The organism is Enterococcus sp. AZ080 (assembly GCF_051714945.1).
Lineage (GTDB): Bacteria > Bacillota > Bacilli > Lactobacillales > Enterococcaceae > Enterococcus_B > Enterococcus_B pernyi.
The window spans coordinates 2,904,902-2,922,847 of sequence record NZ_JBIOSV010000001.1 but is presented as its reverse complement, the minus strand read 5'-3'; the positions used below and the strand labels follow the sequence as shown (position 1 = coordinate 2,922,847).

Here is a 17,946-nt window from a genome sequence, read left to right as displayed (position 1 = left end):
GAGGTCTACTCAAAATTTAACCCGGGGCCTTAGCTCAGCTGGGAGAGCGCCTGCTTTGCACGCAGGAGGTCAGCGGTTCGATCCCGCTAGGCTCCATTAACAACGTATGTTGTTATATACTTGTTCATTGAAAACTGGATATTGAAGTAAAAATGTAAGTAATACAAACCGAGAACACCGCGTTGAATGAGTTTTTTAATAAGTTCAATTGCTTATTTTTCTTGATTGGACTTCTATCGCTAGAAGAAAGATCAAAACCCAACCGTAAGGTTGATAAGGTTAAGTGAATAAGGGCGCACGGTGGATGCCTTGGCACTAGGAGCCGATGAAGGACGGGACTAACACCGATATGCTTTGGGGAGCTGTACGTAAGCTATGATCCAGAGATTTCCGAATGGGGGAACCCAGCATCTTTTATAGGATGTTACGTATACGTGAATACATAGCGTATACGAGGTAGACGCAGAGAACTGAAACATCTAAGTACCTGCAGGAAGAGAAAGAAAATTCGATTCCCTGAGTAGCGGCGAGCGAAACGGGAAAAGCCCAAACCAATGAGCTTGCTCATTGGGGTTGTAGGACTCCAATATGGTAGTTCTTTCAGATAGTCGAATGACTTGGAAAAGTCAGTCAGAGAGGGTGAAAGCCCCGTAGATGAAATTTGGAAGGCACCTAGGAGGATCCTGAGTACGGCGGAACACGAGGAATTCCGTCGGAATCCGGGAGGACCATCTCCCAAGGCTAAATACTCCCTAGTGACCGATAGTGAACCAGTACCGTGAGGGAAAGGTGAAAAGCACCCCGGAAGGGGAGTGAAATAGAACCTGAAACCGTGTGCCTACAACAAGTCAAAGCCCGTTCATGGGTGATGGCGTGCCTTTTGTAGAATGAACCGGCGAGTTACGATTGCATGCGAGGTTAAGTTGAAGAGACGGAGCCGCAGCGAAAGCGAGTCTGAATAGGGCGTTTGAGTATGTAGTCTTAGACCCGAAACCATGTGATCTACCCATGTCCAGGTTGAAGGTGCGGTAAAACGCACTGGAGGACCGAACCCACGTACGTTGAAAAGTGCGGGGATGAGGTGTGGGTAGCGGAGAAATTCCAAACGAACTTGGAGATAGCTGGTTCTCTCCGAAATAGCTTTAGGGCTAGCCTCGGAATTGAGAATGATGGAGGTAGAGCACTGTTTGGACTAGGGGCCCATCTCGGGTTACCGAATTCAGATAAACTCCGAATGCCATTCATTCATATCCGGGAGTCAGACTGTGAGTGATAAGATCCATAGTCGAAAGGGAAACAGCCCAGACCACCAGCTAAGGTCCCAAAATATATGTTAAGTGGAAAAGGATGTGGGGTTGCACAGACAACTAGGATGTTGGCTTAGAAGCAGCCACCATTTAAAGAGTGCGTAATAGCTCACTAGTCGAGTGACCCTGCGCCGAAAATGTACCGGGGCTAAACATATTACCGAAGCTGTGGAGTACACCTTTAGGTGTATTGGTAGGAGAGCGTTCTAAGGGCGTTGAAGGTAGATCGTGAGGACTGCTGGAGCGCTTAGAAGTGAGAATGCCGGTATGAGTAGCGAAAGACAGGTGAGAATCCTGTCCACCGAATGACTAAGGTTTCCTGGGGAAGGCTCGTCCGCCCAGGGTTAGTCGGGACCTAAGCCGAGGCCGACAGGCGTAGGCGATGGACAACAGGTTGATATTCCTGTACTCGTTGTTTTTGTTTGAGCAATGGAGGGACGCAGGAGGCTAAGGAATGCAGACGATCGGAAATGTCTGTCCAAGCAGTAAGTCTTGATAGGAGTCAAATGCTTCTAACTTTAAGGACAAGCTGTGATGGGGAGGGAAATAATAGTACCGAAGTTCCTGACGTCACACTGCCGAGAAAAGCTTCTAGTGAGAAAACAACGACCCGTACCGCAAACCGACACAGGTAGTCGAGGAGAGAATCCTAAGGTGAGCGAGAGAACTCTCGTTAAGGAACTCGGCAAAATGACCCCGTAACTTCGGGAGAAGGGGTGCTGATCGTCAGATCAGCCGCAGTGAATAGGCCCAAGCGACTGTTTATCAAAAACACAGGTCTCTGCAAAATCGTAAGATGAAGTATAGGGGCTGACGCCTGCCCGGTGCTGGAAGGTTAAGAGGAGTGCTTAGCGTAAGCGAAGGTACGAATTGAAGCCCCAGTAAACGGCGGCCGTAACTATAACGGTCCTAAGGTAGCGAAATTCCTTGTCGGGTAAGTTCCGACCCGCACGAAAGGCGTAACGATTTGGGCACTGTCTCAACGAGAGACTCGGTGAAATTTTAGTACCTGTGAAGATGCAGGTTACCCGCGACAGGACGGAAAGACCCCATGGAGCTTTACTGTAGTTTGATATTGAGTGTCTGTACCGCATGTACAGGATAGGTAGGAGCCGTAGAAATCGGAACGCTAGTTTCGATGGAGGCGCTGGTGGGATACTACCCCTGCGTTATGGCCACTCTAACCCGCACCACTAATCGTGGTGGGAGACAGTGTCAGATGGGCAGTTTGACTGGGGCGGTCGCCTCCTAAAGAGTAACGGAGGCGCCCAAAGGTTCCCTCAGAATGGTTGGAAATCATTCGAAGAGTGTAAAGGCAGAAGGGAGCTTGACTGCGAGACCTACAAGTCGAGCAGGGACGAAAGTCGGGCTTAGTGATCCGGTGGTTCCGCATGGAAGGGCCATCGCTCAACGGATAAAAGCTACCCTGGGGATAACAGGCTTATCTCCCCCAAGAGTCCACATCGACGGGGAGGTTTGGCACCTCGATGTCGGCTCGTCGCATCCTGGGGCTGTAGTCGGTCCCAAGGGTTGGGCTGTTCGCCCATTAAAGCGGCACGCGAGCTGGGTTCAGAACGTCGTGAGACAGTTCGGTCCCTATCCGTCGCGGGCGTTGGAAATTTGAGAGGAGCTGTCCTTAGTACGAGAGGACCGGGATGGACTTACCGCTGGTGTACCAGTTGTTCTGCCAAGGGCATTGCTGGGTAGCTATGTAGGGAAGGGATAAACGCTGAAAGCATCTAAGTGTGAAGCCCACCTCAAGATGAGATTTCCCATTTCTTTAAGAAAGTAAGATCCCTGAGAGATGATCAGGTAGATAGGTCAGGAGTGGAAGTACAGTGATGTATGGAGCGGACTGATACTAATCGATCGAGGACTTAACCAAAATAAAATGAAAAACTCGGAGAGTTTCTTACTGATACTTCAAATCCAGTTTTGAGTGAACAAGATTTACTCAATATAGATAACACCAAGTGTGGTGGCGATGGCGAGAAGGATACACCTGTAACCATGCCGAACACAGAAGTTAAGCTTCTTAGCGCCGATTGTAGTGAGGGGTTGCCCCTTGTGAGAGTAGGACGCCGCCACGCTTTGTTATCTTTGGAGGTTTAGCTCAGCTGGGAGAGCATCTGCCTTACAAGCAGAGGGTCAGCGGTTCGATCCCGTTAACCTCCATATGAGCCGTTAGCTCAGTTGGTAGAGCATCTGACTTTTAATCAGAGGGTCACAGGTTCGAGCCCTGTACGGCTCATATTTTTGCGGGTGTGGCGGAATTGGCAGACGCACTAGATTTAGGATCTAGCGCCTTACGGCGTGGGGGTTCAAGTCCCTTCACCCGCATAATATGATTGTTTCTATTTTTTTACGCCGGCTTAGCTCAGTTGGTAGAGCATCTGATTTGTAATCAGAGGGTCGAGGGTTCAAGTCCTTTAGCCGGCATCGTAAATACGCGGAAATAGCTCAGTGGTAGAGCACCACCTTGCCAAGGTGGGGGTCGCGGGTTCGAACCCCGTTTTCCGCTTTGCCAATGTACTACGCGCCGGGGTGGCGGAACTGGCAGACGCACAGGACTTAAAATCCTGCGGTGAGTGATCACCGTACCGGTTCGATTCCGGTCCTCGGCATTACAAATATGCGCCCATAGCTCAATTGGATAGAGTGTTTGACTACGGATCAAAAGGTTAGGGGTTCGACTCCTCTTGGGCGCGTAGTCTTTTTATTTTTTCGGGAAGTAGCTCAGCTTGGTAGAGCACTTGGTTTGGGACCAAGGGGTCGCAGGTTCGAATCCTGTCTTCCCGATTTTTTTTATTTGTTGCAAAGTTATACGTTTTATTGTATGATTATTTTTAATTAATTGAATATGCGCCCATAGCTCAATTGGATAGAGTGTTTGACTACGGATCAAAAGGTTAGGGGTTCGACTCCTCTTGGGCGCGTTGGAAAAACTGGGACTTCATTGAATTCCTAGTTTTTTTTTATTTACATAAAAAAATTGTCGCTTATCGTTATTCTTCGAATCAAATATCTAACAAGCGTTCTCCTTTCATTCTACCTGTAAATTCGCTATAATTAAGGTCAATATTAGTCAAAGGAATGAGTGGGATGGCACAACAAAATACTTCGGATCTAATTGAATCATATATAAAAAAGATCCTGGAAAAAAACGAGATGATCGAGCTTCGAAGGATTGAATTGGCAGATCTATTTAACTGCGTTCCTTCACAAATCAATTATGTGATCAATACACGCTTTACGATTCAACGTGGCTATTTGGTTGAGAGTAAACGTGGTGGTGGTGGGTATATCCGCATTGCTAAAGTGAGAATGTCGGATAAAAAACAAATGCTTGAACGAATCAACTTGCTATTTGGCGAAACAATCAATGAAAAAAATGCCTACGCCATTATTCAGAAACTATATGAAGACCAAATCATTACCAAAAAAGAGGGAAACTTGATGTTGAGTGCGATTGCTAAAAATACATTGAACATCAACGAGACAGAAGATTATACGCGTGCTCGAATTCTACGAGCCTTTTTAGAACGATTAAGCTATGAAGATGGGGAGTGAAATTTAAATGGCAGAAATATTTACAGAAAGAGCACAACGTGTGTTAGAAATTGCCCAAGAAGAAGCAAAACGCTTCAAACATCAAGCGGTAAGTTCAGAACATATATTATTGGCTTTAGTGATCGAACCCAACGGGATTGCTGGGAAAGTATTACGAGATATGAAATTGAATGAAAAAGATATTTATGAAGAAATCGAGCATTTAGTCGGTTATGGTACAGTGAAAACTTATGCAAAAGGTGTATTTCTCCCTTATTCTCCTCGAATGAAACAAATTTTTGCTTTGGCAAATAGCGAAGTAAATAAAATGGGTGTACAAAAAGTGGGGACTGAGCATATTTTACTTAGTCTACTAAAAGATGAGAGTATCATGGCTACTCGTATCATGATCAACTTAGGAATCAGTTTGAGCAAAGTTCGTCAGTCATTGAAACGTACGATGGGTACGGACACGAGTACCGGTGGTATTCGCCGTCGAAATCCACAAGAAAAGCGAGCAATGACACAAGGTACTCCTACGTTGGATTCATTAGCTAGAGACTTAACTAAGTTAGCCAAAGAAAACAGATTAGATCCAGTCGTAGGGCGTTCAAGAGAAGTCAAACGGTTGATCCAGATACTTAGTCGCCGAACAAAAAACAACCCTGTTTTAGTTGGAGAACCCGGGGTCGGTAAAACTGCGATTGCAGAAGGATTGGCTCAAAAAATCATTTTAGGTGAAGTACCTGAAGAGATGAAAGCAAAACGTCTGATGATGTTAGACATGGGGGCGTTAGTCGCTGGGACGAAGTATCGGGGAGAATTTGAAGATCGAATGAAAAAAGTCATTGATGAAATTTATCATGATGGTCAAGTTATTCTCTTTATTGATGAATTACACACATTGATTGGTGCTGGTGGCGCAGAAGGTGCCATCGATGCATCGAATATTTTGAAACCAGCGTTAGCACGTGGAGAATTACAGACGATTGGTGCGACAACATTAGACGAATACCAAAAATACATTGAAAAAGACTCGGCATTGGAGCGACGCTTTGCACGTATCCAAGTAGATGAACCGACAGCAGATGAAGCGGAAGAAATCTTACGTGGTTTACGTTCACGCTATGAGGAACATCATCATGTGGAGATCACCGATGAAGCAGTACGAGCGGCAGTCAATCTTTCTGTTCGATATATCACTTCCAGACAGTTACCAGATAAAGCGATCGACTTGATTGATGAATCGGCAGCGAAAGTTCGATTGGAACAAGCGGACGATTTGTCAGAAACGACGATACTGAAACAAGAGATCGATCAAGTGAATAAAGAAAAAGAACAGGCGATTCAAAAACAAGATTTTGAAACAGCTGCGCATTTACGTAGACAAGAAAAAAGCTTAATGAAAAAACTAGAAAAACGTTTAGCGATTGAAGCAAAACATAAAAATGGTTTTGCGGATCGGGTGACTGAAGAAGATGTAGCTACAGTTGTTTCGGAGTGGACAGGTGTACCATTGCAACAGTTAGAAAAGAAAGAAAGTCAACGATTACTGGAACTAGAAGCATTGCTTCACGAACGTGTTGTTGGACAAGATGAAGCGGTCAAAGCTGTTTCTCGTGCGATCAGACGGGCGCGTAGTGGCTTAAAAGATCCAAATCGCCCGATTGGTTCCTTTATGTTTTTAGGCCCAACAGGAGTCGGAAAAACAGAATTGGCGAAAGCATTATCAGAAGTAATGTTTGGGGAAGAGGACGCATTGATTCGTGTCGACATGTCTGAATTCATGGAGAAGTATAGTACGAGTCGTTTGATCGGTTCGCCTCCAGGCTATGTGGGTTATGATGAAGGTGGACAATTGACGGAAAAAATTCGTCAAAAACCTTACTCAGTTATCTTGCTAGATGAAGTGGAAAAAGCTCATCCAGATGTCTTCAATTTATTATTACAAGTGTTAGATGACGGTCATTTAACAGATGCTAAAGGAAGAAAAGTAGACTTTAGAAATACGATCATGATCATGACTTCTAATATTGGCGCTACTCAAATCCGTGAGGAAAAAAATGTTGGATTCAACGTCCAAGATATTACTAAAGATCATCAAGCGATGCAAAAACGGATACTTGAAGAGCTGAAGAAAGCTTTCCGCCCTGAATTCTTGAACCGTATTGATGAGACAGTCGTTTTCCATTCATTAACAAAAGATGAAGTCCATGCGATTGTTCAAATCATGAGCCAATCGATCGTCAAACGGTTGAAAGAACAAGATATCTTAGTGAAAATCACGCCAGCAGCAGTTGATGTGATTGGGAAAGTCGGTTTTGATCCAGAGTATGGTGCACGACCACTAAGACGGGCATTACAAAAAGAAGTAGAAGATCGTTTGAGCGAAGCTTTGCTTGGAGGAGAAATCCATTTAGGCGATCAAATCACTGTTGGCGCTTCGAAGGGCAAAATCACAGTGAATGTGCGTGAACCTAAGAAAATAACTGTTAAAGTATAATGACAGAGTGAGATCGCAACAGAAATAGCTAGCTCTGATAGACAAGCCAGAAACCCAAAAATCATTTGAATTTTTGGGTTTTTTGGTTTTCTAAAGGAGTTATTTCTAAATCAATGGTGAAACAATAGATAAGCCAGAAATTATTTTACAGTATCGTTACAATCAATAATAAATGTAAGAAGTATTGGAAAGTTTTCAGAGCTGTGCTACTATTATGGAGTTGTAGGAGGAGGAAATGATGATCGAAATCATAACTACTATAGAATCAATGAAACAAGCAGAAGAATTGCTTGAAGCAGGAGTGGATACCTTATATTTTGGGGAAGAACGCTTCGGTCTACGCTTACCAGCTTCTTTTACAAGAGAAGAACAACGCGAATTAGTTGCGCTGGCACATCGTTACGGTAAAAAAGTAAATATAGCTGTCAATGGGATCATTCATCCTGAAAAAATGAAAAAAGTCCCAGAGTATCTGCAATTTTTAAAAGAAATCAATGTGGACATGATCACAGTTGGTGATACTGGGATTATCTATACAATGAGAAAAAATCCAGAGTTGAGTATCCCTTATGTTTTTGATGCAGAAACATTAGTGACGAGTGCACGTCAAATCAATTTTTGGGCAAAAAAAGGGGCGATTTCTGCTGTTTTAGCACGTGAAGTGCCATTTGATGAGATGAAAGAAATGGAAAATAAGTTACAGATTCCTGTAGAAACACTTGTGTATGGAGCTACATGCATCCATCAATCGAAACGTCCACTGTTACAAAATTACTATAACTACACGCAACAGGACGAAAAAAAAGATCGTGAAAGAGGACTCTTTCTCGCTGAACCTAAAAAAGAAGATACACATTATTCGATTTATGAAGATTCACATGGTACGCATATTTTTGCGAATAATGACATCAATTTAAGTAATGAACTCCCACAGCTTTATGCCCATCATTTCCGTACCTGGAAATTAGATGGCGTTTTTACGCCTGGTGAAGCATTTGTTGAGATCACTAAATTATTTGTTGAGGCAAAAAAAGCATTATTAGCAGACACATGGACAGAAACGTTAGCACAAGAAATGACGAATAAGATCAACGGATTACATCCAACGAATCGAGGACTTGATACAGGTTTCTTTTATATTGATCCTGAATCTATCAAGTAAGGAGTATGGTGAAATAAAATGACAACAAAAAGAAAATTAAAACGTCCGGAAGTTTTAGCACCAGCCGGTACGCTTGAAAAACTAAAAACAGCTATTCATTATGGTGCAGATGCTGTGTATATTGGTGGTAATGCTTATGGGTTACGTAGTCGCGCAGGAAACTTTACCTATGAAGAAATGGCAGAAGGCGTTGCATTCGCAAAAGAACATCAAGCGAAAGTGTATGTAGCAGCAAATATGGTCACACATGAAGGAAATGATGAAGGAGCCGGTGAATTTTTCCGTAACCTGCGCGATGTGGGGATTTCCGCAGTGATCGTCTCTGATCCAGCACTTATTGAGATCTGTGCTACAGAAGCCCCTGGCTTACCTATCCATCTATCGACTCAAGCTTCTGCTACCAACTATGAAACATTGGAATTCTGGAAAGAAGAAGGCTTGGAACGTGTAGTTTTAGCTCGGGAAGTTTCGATGGAAGAAGTCGCTGAGATACGTCGACATACGGATGTAGAGATTGAAGCATTTATTCATGGAGCAATGTGTATCTCTTATTCAGGACGTTGTACATTGTCGAATCATATGTCGATGCGTGATGCCAATCGTGGAGGCTGTTCACAATCTTGTCGTTGGAAATATGAATTGTATGATTTGCCATTTGGACAAGAGAGAAACTCTTTGACAGATGCTGGCGAGATTGAAGAAGAGTTTTCGATGAGTGCGGTAGATATGTCGATGATCGAACATATTCCTGACTTGATTGAAAATGGCGTAGATAGTTTTAAGATCGAAGGTCGAATGAAGTCGATCCATTATGTATCAACTGTCGCAAATGTTTATAAAGCAGCTGTAGATAGTTATATGGAAGATCCTGAAAACTATGTTTGCAAACAAGAATGGATCGATGAGTTATGGAAAGTGGCTCAACGAGAACTAGCAACAGGATTTTATTACGATACACCTAGCGAAAATGAACAATTATTTGGTGAACGTCGTAAGATCCCTGTGTATAAATTTGTCGGAGAAGTCTTATCTTATGACGAGGAGACGAAACAAGCGACAATCCGTCAGAGAAACCTCTTTTCTGTAGGGGATGAAATCGAATTTTATGGGCCTGGATTTACTCACTTTAGTCAAATGGTTGAGGTGATGCGCAATGAAGAAGGAGAATCCATTGATCGCGCACCAAATCCTATGATGATTTTGACCATGCCAGTCACACAACCAGTTAAACCTGGAGATATGATTAGAAAAAGAAAATAATTTTTTAAGCAATCAAGCGAAATGAGCATCTCGTCAACAGAATGACTAGAAACGTGCTACACTTATTTTTTGTAAGAGATGATAAAAAAGTTTATAGAAAAATAAGCGGTAGGATGTGGCATCAGCTGCTAAAAGGAGGAACAAGATGAAAACATATGATTATATTGTCATTGGCGGAGGATCTGGAGGCATTGCTTCAGCGAATCGTGCCGGTATGCATGGAGCGAAAGTATTATTGATTGAAGGCAATGAACTAGGTGGCACGTGCGTCAATGTCGGATGTGTTCCAAAAAAAGTCATGTGGCAAGCAAGTACGATTTTAGAAACGATCGAACGTGATGCTTCAAGCTATGGTATCCAAGCAGACGTCAAACATGTTGACTTTAAAGAACTGGTAGAGAAGCGTGAGAAATACATTGATTTCCTTCATGGCGCTTATCAAAGAGGCTTAGATAGTAATAACGTTGAAGCAATCAAAGGATATGCTCGCTTTGTCGATAGTCAAACCGTCGAAGTAAACGGTGAAAGCTATCAAGCGAATCATATTTTGATTGCAACTGGTGGTAAGCCAAGCAAAATGACGATTCCTGGTGGGGAATATGCCATTGATTCAAACGGCTTTTTTGCATTGGCAGAATTACCAAAATCGACGATCGTATTAGGTGCTGGTTATATTGCAGCTGAACTTTCAGGTGTGTTAAATGGCTTGGGAAGTGAAGTGATGTGGGCGTATCGTAAAGAACGTCCATTACGTACGTTTGATAAAATGTTATCTGATAACTTGATTGAGATGTATCAAGAAGCAGGAATCCACACTTATGCAAACTTTACGGCTAGCGAAATAACAAAGAACGGGGATGTCTACACCGTTACCTTTGAAAATGGGGAAACACTAATGGCAGAGTGTGTGTTATTTGCTGGCGGACGTGTACCGAATACAGATGCATTAGGCATCGAAAAAACGAACGTTGAATTAGATGAAAAAGGATTTATCAAAGTGGATAAATTCCAAAATACAACCGATTCACATATTTATGCTATTGGTGATGTCATTGGTAAAATCGACTTGACGCCAGTAGCGATTGCTGCAGGTCGTCGTTTGTCTGAGCGACTGTTCAATGGCAAAGAAAATTCTTATTTAGACTATGATTTAGTTCCAACAGTCGTCTTTACTCATCCACCGATTGCGACCATCGGATTGACCGAAGAGCAAGCGTTGACGACATACGGTGAAGGACAATTGAAAATCTATCGTTCACGATTCACGCCAATGTATTTTGCTTTAAACGATTATCGACAAAAATGTGAAATGAAATTGATCTGTGTGGGTGAAGAAGAAAAAATTGTTGGGCTGCATGCCATCGGTGTAGGTGTCGATGAAATGTTACAAGGTTTTGCAGTAGCGATCAAAATGGGAGCAACCAAAGCAGATTTTGACAATACAGTAGCCATCCATCCAACAGGTGCAGAAGAATTTGTTACAATGCGTTAAGTCGTTAGTAAGTTGAGGAAATACCTATATCTAAAAAGCAGACGGAATATACGTCTGCTTTTTCTGATTTATGCAGATAAAACTATGTATAAAGAACTGTTTCAATGTTATTCCAAAATGAGGTTGTTGGTATTTTAGAAATTTTGATCATTTTAGCTTTCGTTTTAGCTTGGTTCAGTTCGATGTCTGTTAAAACTAAATCATATTGATTGACTGTGTCGTAGTTTACTTGAAAAATGTTATCAGTATATGTATGGATCCTATGAATCGCAGGGATTTTTTTGAATAACAGTTGCTTATACAGTGCAAGTGTTCTTTCTTCCTGATAAGAAACAATCAAGATAGACACCTTCTTCTTGTAAGGAAAAACAGTCGTCAGTAAAGCAGGTGATAATGAAATCAATTCTAATAGTAACTCTTCATAGAGTAATTGATTCCGTTTGATCATCATTAATCCAGCATGGTCAATGGCTTGATTATATGCTTTTAGTATCTGAGGCGAATGCGTAAATAGGATTTCAGATAAAATCTGTAGATATGTTGTTTTAAAGAATTGTCGGTTTTTATTGTAATTGATCAACTCACTCAATTTCTGAATACCTTCTTGATTCAAAGAGAAGTCTTGAGATAATGAACGATAAAAGTACTCTGAAAATTGTCGAATCCGTTGATATTCCCCCTGACTACTAGGTGCTGACTGAACACAAGGGAAATAGATTTTTTTGTCTAATAGATTTGAGACAGTTGTGGTTGTCACATTAAAACCGTATTCTTTTTCAATGATTGAACAAAACACTGTATTATTTTTTATTATTTCAAAAAAAGAAGGATCATTGATTGGATTTCCTTTATTTTCTGAGATCAAATGGCCTTGTCCGATCCGAATGATTGCTGTGTAAAGATAAAAACTATTTATAATCACTTTATATGTACTAATTGTTTGATGTGTTGCTTGCTTTTTATAGTAACGTTGTAACACATCGAATATGTGATAAAAATGGGGCAATTGCTGTGGCGTATATTGCTCACGAAACATACTACAGAAGAATTGCCTAATGTAACTTTCATCCCCAATGATTTTGAGTTTTGAGGAGATATGTATGGATAATGGCGCATTGATCTCGCAGAAGTAAGTATTGATATTTGCAATGACCCGGCGAATACTTGTTTCACTTAAATATAATTTATTTGCTAATTTAGATAACGTTGGCTCTACTTCAAAAATCATCTGTAGCATTTGTACATTCGTTGATTGATTGAGTATTTGTTTGATTAAATCTTCCAAATTGATTTCTGGTGGTAATAGTAAAGAAGCCACTTGATATTTATCGGTGTTGATGCAAACTGGTGCATATGTATGGTTAAAAAACGCAATATCGGTCAATAATGTTTTTTTTGTTACCCCAAGTTGTTCTGCTAAAGTCGAACAGTCAATAGCGGCCATGCCTAAGAGTAAAGCTAGTTTGATCTGCCTTTCAGAAGTCTTTTCAAGCATATTTGTTCGTTTTATCATACTTTTCAGATCTTCTAAAAATAGAAAATCTGTTTTTTCACATCCTTTATCCATGTTATAAACATTATTTTATCATACTTTTCTAATTATTCGAATTTTTCTTTTTATTATAATCAGTGGTTATTTAAAAGTGAAATTGCCTTCTTTATTTAATAAGTATTATTTAAAAAAACAACATATAATAATCTGAATAACTAGAAGTAGTCAATTGACACACGCAAAAGTAAAATTTTCTGATACATGTTTGTTTCACTTACAAATTCTTAACTATAACATCCGAGCAATGTGAGCATTGAACATGTTTTTTATAAAACAGAAAAACTAATATTAAGAAATTATCGAAAAAGCTGTACTATACATTATAGGTTTTTTAAAAGAAAGGAGCTTGTTGACTATGGGTGTACTTGAGAAACAATTAGAGAGACAAATCTCATTGCTTTATTTGCTAAATATTGAGTCATCGAATATTAGTAATCTAGCCAAAGAATTGAGTATTACAGATAAAACGATTGTAGCAGATATCGATAGTTTCAATACAGCTTGTTTTCCCGCTCGTATTGAAACTAATCAGTACAAAGAGGTATCGCTTTCGATACCAAAGAAATTGAATTTAGATGATATATTTGTCAGGATACTTAATAATTCAACAAATGTGAAAATTTTAAAGTACATATTCATTACAGAACCTTCTCTTTCTGAGATTGCGACAAAATTATTTTTAAGTAAAACGAGTATCCGCAGGATCGTCGCCAAAATCAATACATATTTCTTGAAAGAAAAAATCAATGTCCAAATTAATTTAGAGAACAAACTAACGATCACTGGAAATGAAATCGAGATTCGACGTTTATTTGCTAGTATGTTCAAGGAAATTTATAAAGTAAAAGAATTTCCTTATTTCGATACGATTTATCAGATGCTCAGACGTTGTTTGAAGGCACAAAAAAGGACGGTTAGTACACCAAAAGTGATGTATTCGGTGTATTATATTTATTCTTCGATTATTCGAATTGGTAATAAACATCTTATTCCTGAGAAAGAATTGATCCACAATGAGCAAATCGTGGGTACCATCTTGGAGATTATCCAAAGTGATACAGTTTTTTGTACGTTAATGAGTCAAAAATATAAATTCAACGTCACACAAAAAAATGTTTCTAATATTCTCACTTCCTATTTTGGTCTAATGTTTACAGAGGTCCAACATCGTGATCAGAGATTAGAGCAGAATATTGAAAAGTTTCTTCAAAGCTTTTACAGTCTATTAGCGATTGACATGTCGATCAACACTACGGAAATCGAATATTTTTTTGATTTTATCAATTTTTATAAAGAATTAGCCATTTTTAAAGTAAGCTATGCAGATATATTCTATAAAAAAATGATGGAGAACAACCCTAAGATCTGGCAAGCCTATCAAAAATCTTTGCAAATTGCGCAATTAAATTTTGTTGAGCAAAGCGAACTATTGCATAAAGAATTATTACTCGAATTAATCATTTTTTCCAATGATTTGTTACGGATGATTGAACCCAAAATACAAGAGAAGTCGATTTTATTATTAAGTTCTCAAGAAATTGGCTTATCTCTTTTATATAAAAATTTGATTTTACATAAGCATCCATTTTTAAAAAATATTGATATCTATGAGAAGGACGTTTTTTCTATTGATTACCAATTAATCAATCAATACGATTTGATCTTGACTGATCTATCCTTAAATTTTGATCGGATCACGTCCGAAATTTTGAAAATCTCTAAAGTTCCTACTTCGATTTTTTGGAATAATTTTGAGCAGTGTCTCTATTCTTCTTAACAGAAATCGTTTTGTTGAACGTTTTTTTCATCTTTTTATCAATTTTGAAAAAATAGATAGTAGTGGTAGTCGAAATTCAGGTACGCTTAAAGCAACCGCTAGTTGGTGTTGGATAGGATAGGCATTTTATGAGAAAGTGAGCTGGAAAATTCGTTGAATAAGTTAGCAATATTTTTACTGATTGGGGTATACAGTATAGCATTCAAGGCATTATCTTTGATATTTAAAATACTTTGGGTAGTCACCAAAGCACTTGGAAAGTTCATTGGAAAAATGGTTAGAAAGGGATGGGAAAAAAGGGCACAAAAAAAGGCGCTTACACGTTCACGTGAAGTAGCTTCACAGCAAAGAGGAAATAACTTAGATCGTACGTCTATCCGTTCAAGCATATCGCAAGAGAGTCGATTGAATACGCGAGTATCACAAGCCCAACAACAAACGACTCGGCTGCGTACCTATTCTGGCCAATCTCTAACGACAGGACACTCGAGATAATACAAAGGAAAAGAGAGAGGAGTGAGTGATGGATGTCTATAGAAGATATATCTAAAGAAAAGATGCTTAGAGAAGACAAGCTTAAAGAAAATAATAAAAGTAATATCAATGAATCATTTCTATCTATATTTTCATATAAAAATGAAGCAATCATCAACAGAATCATTGGATCTCCAATTGATGAAAAAATCAGAAATGAAAGCAAAGACATAAATTTTGATACGACGCATAATGAGTTAATCCGTGATAAGAAAGAAAATATTACCAAAGAGCTTAAAATCCTTGATTACCAATTAGAAATTATTCGTCTACAACGAGACATAGCGACCATCAAGGGGATTGGAGCCATCAGCTTTTCTGAGCAACAGGCTATCGACGATGAGTATGCCGGAAAACACGCGAGGTTAAAAAAAGTTCAAACGACTCTGGAAAGTCATCAAAAAGAATTAGACAAATATGGAAGTGGTCAAAGTGTTTTAAAAATAAATACAAAAGACCAGCAAGTTGATTCAGCAATCGTTCTCGCATTGATCAAAAAAGACGAATTTAAAAAAGAATTGACCGCCCATAGAGTAGGACTAGTAGCAAAAGAAGATGAGGTCAATAAGTTAAGGGCTGAAATTGGAAAAATAAAGAAAAGTAAAAAGACAGTCCTTGAACAAAAGGTCCAATTAGCGGAAGAGAAAGTTAAAAAAATTGAGATCGTCCAAAAAGAATTAAAGGATAAGATAGAGAAAGTTGCGGTAGACACAGATCAACTAGAACCTTTGCGACGTTCCAATTCTTTTTCTGAATTTACAGTAAATAAAAATGATTCAGACGAAGTGTTAATGTCAAAATTTCAAGCAATTAGTGCAATAAAAGAAGGATATCAAAATGAAATTGCTGAAACAAAAGGCTTGATTGATTATACCGATAAGGTTGAAATAGAAATCGTTCGTTCGGTAGAAGTGAAAGCGGAGCAAGCAAAGGAAGCAGTTGTCCTAAGTAAGGCTGATCGTGAGGCGACTGTTGTTACACCTACGATTGAACGCGAGCCAACTCCAGTGATTGCGGAAGAACCAAAAAAAGATGAAGTCGATAGTGCTACTGTTGAAAAAAACCCGCCTCCGATAGAGGTCAATGTGATCGTGAACGAGGCGCCAGAAAAAACGAAGCTACAGAAACCAATAGTGGAAGAACCTAAAAAAGAATCTGTTGTAAGCGAAAATCTTGAAAGTAAAAAAGCAGAGCTTATCAAAGCGTATGTCGAAAATCTTCAAGCAAAAGTAGAGTTGATCGAAGCTAAAAACAAGAATACTGATGACTTATTAAAGCGGATCAAACAGAGCAATACGACCGAGGATGTGCAGTTTTTAAAGGAACTTAAAGCGGTTTTGGCTGATCCTGAAAAACTGCAAAAATTGACCAAAGATTTATCTACTGAAAGTGTAAAACAGATGGATAAAGATATCAAAGGCTTACAAGAAGAAACTCGTGGAATAAAAGAACAAACGAAAAAGTTGAGTGAATTAGATCATTCAAAATTAAAACAATCATTTTTCAGAAATTCCCGAAAAATCCGTGCAGCTAGATGGTTGTTGAATCTATGGCCGATTGCCATGTTACCATTAGGTATGTCATGGGTGGGTTCCATATTACCATCTACAGCTATGACTATTTTTGGGCAACAGTTTGTGAATGCTGCAGTTGGTTTTGTCACTGCCAGTTTTTTTGGTTCAAAAGCAATTATTTATGCGAAAAAGAAAATTCCGCAAGCATTCAATAAGTTAGTACAGAAGTTCCCAAGAGTATTTGGTCCAATTGCTCGTGGATTGTCGAAAGTACGCGAAAAATTGACTTTTGGAAAACAAAAACAGCCAGCGGAACAAATGAAAGATGCAACTCCAGTAAATGAGAAATTGGTAGAAGGAATAGAGAAATCTGAAGTAACAAAAGAAAGATTAGCTTCTAAGGATCTCAAAGGCAAAGTTGTAGCGATGGAAGCACCAACCAAAGAAGGTGCAAACATAGCTGAAATAGAAGAAAAACAGTCAAGAGCCAAACGTGCGTGGGAAACAGTCCGTCATGCGCCGAAGCGGATGTTTGATTATGTGATGAAAAATAAATTATCCTTATTTATCATGTTGGCTGTACCACTGGCTCTAGGGATAGGTGGAATGTTTGCCCTATCTGCGCTAGTGCCGATGCTTGCAACCTCTATGGCTGCGCCATTCTTGATGCAGTTAGGTGCCGTGGCTTTGATTGGTGTCAGTATTGGAATCGGTATCCAATTATTAGACAAGTTTGTGTTCAAACGAATTGAAAGTCGTGTAGCCAAAAGAGAGGATTTGGCATTTGAAAAAAAAGTTAACGAAAAAATTTTAGAAGGCCAAGAGTTAGGGAAGTGTCAATCTTTAGATTCAAAAGAATTTAGAGAGAAAGTATCTGCGATCGCTGGTCTTGATGAAAAAGCGAAAGCACCTGAGCAAGCCCTGACCAATGAGCAACAAAAAACGACAGAAAGATCTGAACGAACCACTGAGACGGCGAAAGAATCGAAAGTCATTGAGATGAAACTAAGAGATAGTACACAACCTCAGCTAAGTACATCGCAAACGAAGGTAGAACCAACACCCTCTGGCTCGAAAGAACCAGTCGCATTGACAAACAGAGGAAATCAGCTAATCGAACGTCGCGCAAGTTTTTCCGGTACGGGTCCTGACATCGGACGACAAGCAAGCTTTGAGTCATTAAGAAGAAACTCATTGCAATTATCAAATGAGCGAAATAACCGAGCACGTAGTCAGCAAACGCAGGTTCAAATTCAAAATAATAAGAAAACTATAACGACACAATTATAAAAAATA

8 protein-coding genes, 10 tRNA genes and 2 rRNA genes are annotated in these 17,946 nt (G+C 39.7%); 19 read left to right on the top strand and 1 reads right to left on the bottom strand.

Annotated elements, in window-relative coordinates; genetic code table 11:
• Window positions 1-23 precede the first annotated feature (23 nt).
• From IGK01_RS13800 to gor, 17 genes are all read left to right on the top strand, one after another.
• Window positions 24-96, top strand: a tRNA-Ala gene (locus IGK01_RS13800).
• Window positions 97-277: 181 nt separating this feature from the next.
• Window positions 278-3,192, top strand: a 23S ribosomal RNA gene (locus IGK01_RS13795).
• A gap of 89 nt (window positions 3,193-3,281) precedes the next feature.
• A 5S ribosomal RNA gene (gene rrf, locus IGK01_RS13790) occupies window positions 3,282-3,397 on the top strand.
• A gap of 12 nt (window positions 3,398-3,409) precedes the next feature.
• A tRNA-Val gene (locus IGK01_RS13785) sits at window positions 3,410-3,482 on the top strand.
• A 3-nt stretch (window positions 3,483-3,485) separates the two neighbouring features.
• Window positions 3,486-3,558: transfer RNA gene (locus IGK01_RS13780), tRNA-Lys, on the top strand.
• Between the two features lie 7 nt (window positions 3,559-3,565).
• A tRNA-Leu gene (locus IGK01_RS13775) sits at window positions 3,566-3,647 on the top strand.
• A gap of 26 nt (window positions 3,648-3,673) precedes the next feature.
• Window positions 3,674-3,746: transfer RNA gene (locus IGK01_RS13770), tRNA-Thr, on the top strand.
• 10 nt (window positions 3,747-3,756) lie between these two features.
• A tRNA-Gly gene (locus IGK01_RS13765) sits at window positions 3,757-3,828 on the top strand.
• A gap of 17 nt (window positions 3,829-3,845) precedes the next feature.
• Window positions 3,846-3,931, top strand: a tRNA-Leu gene (locus IGK01_RS13760).
• Between the two features lie 10 nt (window positions 3,932-3,941).
• Window positions 3,942-4,015, top strand: a tRNA-Arg gene (locus IGK01_RS13755).
• Window positions 4,016-4,032: 17 nt separating this feature from the next.
• A tRNA-Pro gene (locus IGK01_RS13750) sits at window positions 4,033-4,106 on the top strand.
• A gap of 63 nt (window positions 4,107-4,169) precedes the next feature.
• Window positions 4,170-4,243 (top strand) — tRNA-Arg (locus IGK01_RS13745).
• A 166-nt stretch (window positions 4,244-4,409) separates the two neighbouring features.
• Window positions 4,410-4,877: a CtsR family transcriptional regulator gene (locus IGK01_RS13740; protein WP_010733901.1), complete on the top strand. Its 468-nt coding sequence runs from the start codon at window positions 4,410-4,412 to the stop codon at window positions 4,875-4,877.
• 7 nt (window positions 4,878-4,884) lie between these two features.
• Window positions 4,885-7,359 carry an ATP-dependent Clp protease ATP-binding subunit gene (locus IGK01_RS13735; protein WP_438748908.1) on the top strand — a complete coding sequence of 825 codons (2,475 nt, stop codon included), beginning with the start codon at window positions 4,885-4,887 and terminating at the stop codon, window positions 7,357-7,359.
• 238 nt (window positions 7,360-7,597) lie between these two features.
• Window positions 7,598-8,521, top strand: coding sequence for a peptidase U32 family protein (locus tag IGK01_RS13730; protein WP_023520583.1), 924 nt, complete (start codon window positions 7,598-7,600; stop codon window positions 8,519-8,521).
• Window positions 8,522-8,539: 18 nt separating this feature from the next.
• Window positions 8,540-9,781, top strand: coding sequence for a peptidase U32 family protein (locus IGK01_RS13725; RefSeq protein ID WP_023520582.1), 1,242 nt, complete (start codon window positions 8,540-8,542; stop codon window positions 9,779-9,781).
• Window positions 9,782-9,926: 145 nt separating this feature from the next.
• The gene (gene gor, locus IGK01_RS13720) at window positions 9,927-11,273 is read left to right on the top strand and encodes a glutathione-disulfide reductase (protein WP_010733905.1); all 1,347 of its coding nucleotides are present in this window, start codon (window positions 9,927-9,929) and stop codon (window positions 11,271-11,273) included.
• A gap of 82 nt (window positions 11,274-11,355) precedes the next feature.
• Here the strand turns inward: gor and IGK01_RS13715 are convergent, their stop codons facing one another.
• Entirely contained in the window at window positions 11,356-12,786 is a 1,431-nt protein-coding gene (locus IGK01_RS13715) for a helix-turn-helix domain-containing protein (RefSeq protein WP_438840830.1), read from the bottom strand.
• Between the two features lie 394 nt (window positions 12,787-13,180).
• Here IGK01_RS13715 and IGK01_RS13710 point away from each other — a divergent pair, with 394 nt between their 5' ends.
• The gene (locus IGK01_RS13710) at window positions 13,181-14,602 is read left to right on the top strand and encodes a helix-turn-helix domain-containing protein (protein WP_023520580.1); all 1,422 of its coding nucleotides are present in this window, start codon (window positions 13,181-13,183) and stop codon (window positions 14,600-14,602) included.
• Between the two features lie 527 nt (window positions 14,603-15,129).
• Entirely contained in the window at window positions 15,130-17,940 is a 2,811-nt protein-coding gene (locus tag IGK01_RS13705; RefSeq protein ID WP_438840829.1) for a hypothetical protein, read from the top strand.
• Window positions 17,941-17,946 lie beyond the last annotated feature (6 nt).